This is a genomic window from Faecalibacterium hattorii, assembly GCF_003287455.1.
GTDB classification, from domain to species: Bacteria; Bacillota; Clostridia; order Oscillospirales; family Ruminococcaceae; genus Faecalibacterium; species Faecalibacterium hattorii.
In genome coordinates, this window is record NZ_PRLC01000032.1 from 1 (window position 1) to 3,183 (window position 3,183).

At 50.1% G+C, this 3,183-nt stretch carries 2 rRNA genes; both read right to left on the reverse strand.

Annotated elements, in window-relative coordinates:
• A 5S ribosomal RNA gene (rrf, locus tag C4N23_RS13530) occupies nucleotides 1-61 on the reverse strand; the annotation flags it as partial.
• A gap of 125 nt (nucleotides 62-186) precedes the next feature.
• Nucleotides 187-3,022 (reverse strand): 23S ribosomal RNA (locus C4N23_RS13535).
• Nucleotides 3,023-3,183 lie beyond the last annotated feature (161 nt).

The following is a 3,183-nucleotide window of genomic DNA, read 5'->3' on the forward strand; positions in this document are numbered from 1 at the left end:
TGAGCTTAACTTCTGTGTTCGGAATGGGAACAGGTGGAACCTCACCGTCATCGTCACCGACCATATGACTGGTTCAGTATACCATACGGTCTACTGTTTGTCCAGTGTTTTTAGAAGGACGTGCCTTCAAAACTGAATAATCACTGCTACTTTTCGTTGACTTTTCTTGAGAGTCTCAAGCGAATTGTGGTCAAGCCCTCGATCTATTAGTACACGCTTGCTGAATGGATCACTCCACTTACACATCGTGCCTATCAACCTTGTAGTCTTCAAGGGATCTTACCTGTCTGAAACAGTGGGATATCTTATCTTTGGGTCGGCTTCACGCTTAGATGCTTTCAGCGTTTATCCGATCCGTACGTAGTTGCCCAGCTATGCTCTTGGCAGAACAACTGGTGCGCCAGAGGTACGTCCGTCCCGGTCCTCTCGTACTAGGGACAGCTCCCATCAAATATCCTGCGCCCACGACAGATAGGGACCGAACTGTCTCACGACGTTCTGAACCCAGCTCGCGTACCGCTTTAATTGGCGAACAGCCAAACCCTTGGGACCGAATACAGCCCCAGGATGCGATGAGCCGACATCGAGGTGCCAAACCTCCCCGTCGATGTGGACTCTTGGGGGAGATCAGCCTGTTATCCCCAGGGTAACTTTTATCCGTTGAGCGATGGCATTTCCACTCACATACCACCGGATCACTAACTCCAACTTTCGTTACTGCTCGACCCGTCAGTCTCGCAGTTAGGCTCGCTTCTGCGTTTGCACTCTTTTGCTTGATTTCCGTTCAAGCTGAGCGAACCTTTGAACGCCTCCGTTACTTTTTAGGAGGCGACCGCCCCAGTCAAACTGCCCACCTAACAATGTCCCCCGACTCGATTCAGAGCCGCAGGTTAGAATTCCAATATCGCAAGGATGGTATCCCAACGGCCTCTCCGCCAGCGCCAAAGCACTGGTTTCCCAGAGTCCCATCTATCCTGTGCATGCAACATCGAAACCCAATATTAGGCTACAGTAAAGCTCCATGGGGTCTTTCCGTCTTGTCGCGGGTAACCGGCATCTTCACCGGTACTACAATTTCGCCGGGCGGGCTGTTGAGACAGTGCCCAAATCATTACGCCTTTCATGCGGGTCAGAACTTACCTGACAAGGAATTTCGCTACCTTAGGACCGTTATAGTTACGGCCGCCGTTCACTGGGGCTTCGATTCAATGCTTGCACATCTCCTCTTAACCTTCCAGCACCGGGCAGGCGTCAGCTCGTATACGTCATCTTTCGATTTAGCACAAACCTGTGTTTTTGGTAAACAGTTGCTTGGGCCGATTCTCTGCGGCTCCATCTCTGGAGCACCCCTTCTCCCGAAGTTACGGGGTCAATTTGCCGAGTTCCTTAACAACCCTTCTCCCGTTGGCCTTAGAATCTTCTTCCTACCTACCTGTGTCGGTTTGCGGTACGGGCACCTCAGAAATCCACACAGCTTTTCTCGCCATCTTCCATCCCAGACTTCGGTACTAACTTCCCTCGATCTCTACCGGAACCAACACCCGGCTCTGAGACTTCAAATGTGTCCCTGTGCTTAACTCTTTTGGTGGTGACGGAATCTCTACCGTCTGTGCATCGGCTACGCCTCTCGGCCTCACCTTAGCTCCCGACTAACTTGGAGCGGACGAACCTTCCTCCAAAAACCTGAGGCTTTCGGCCATGCAGATTCTCACTGCATTCGCGCTACTCATTCCGGCATTCTCACTTCTATACACTCCACAGCCGCTTGCGCTACTGTTTCGCCGCGTATACAACGCTCCCCTACCCAATGTACAAAGTACATTGCCTAAGCTTCGGTGTTAGGTTTAGCCCCGTTAAATTCTCCGCGCAAAGACGCTCGACCAGTGAGCTATTACGCACTCTTTGAATGAGTGGCTGCTTCTGAGCCAACATCCTGGTTGTCTGCGTATCTTCACATCGTTTTCCACTTAACCTAACTTTGGGACCTTAGCTGTAGATCTGGGCTGTTTCCCTTTTGACAATGACATTTATCTGACACTGTCTGACTCCCAAGCATCAATATTCTGGCATTCTGAGTTTGATAAGCTTCGCTAACCTCTCGGCCGCTAGGCTATTCAGTGCTTTACCTCCAGATATCTAACTTGAGGCTAGTCCTAAAACTATTTCGGGGAGAACCAGCTATCTCCGGGTTCGATTGGAATTTCTCCGCTACCCACAGTTCATCCGCCGCCTTTTCAACGGAGGTCGGTTCGGTCCTCCATGGAATTTTACTTCCACTTCAACCTGACCATGGGTAGGTCACCCGGTTTCGGGCCCATTATATGCAACTTAACGCCCTTTTCAAACTCGCTTTCGCTTCGGCTCCGGACCTGAAGTCCTTAACCTTGCTGCATACAATCGCTCGCCGGACCGTTCTACAAAAAGTACCCTATCACGCTTTGACGCGCTCTAGGTGCTTGTAGGCACAGGGTTTCAGGTTCTTTTTCACTCCCCTCCCGGGGTGCTTTTCACCTTTCCTTCACAGTACTATACGCTATCGGTCACTGGGTAGTATTTAGGGTTGGAGGGTGGTCCCCCCGTATTCCGACCGGGTTTCACGTGTCCGGCCGTACTCTGGAAATCGCTCAGCTCTCATCGTTTTCACCTACGTGGTTCTCACACTCTCTGACCGGCCTTCCCATGCCGTTCGGTTAACAACTTAAGTCTTAAATGCGCTCCGTACCCCGGAAGTCTTTCGACTCCCGGTTTGCCCTCTTCCGCGTTCGCTCGCCACTACTTACGGAATCTCGTTTGATGTCTCTTCCTCGCCCTACTTAGATGTTTCAGTTCAGGCGGTTCCCTCGATGTACCTATTTTGAAGTTCAGTACAACGTACTTGAGTATGAACTCAAGTGAGTTTCCTCATTCAGAGATCTCCGGATCAATGCTTATTTGCAGCTCCCCGAAGCTTATCGCAGCTTATCACGTCTTTCATCGGCTCCCAGTGCCAAGGCATTCGCCCTGCGCCCTTGTTCGCTTGACCATTCAAACTATTCTCTTTCGAGAATGGCTTGTATTTCCTCTTGATTCTCTCTTGCCAACGAAGATTATTGTTACCCTTCCTTTTGAAATTGCAATATTTCTTAAAAGAACTTACTATAATCTTTGTTTCGCAGTTATTATTCAGTTTTCAAGGTACGTCTT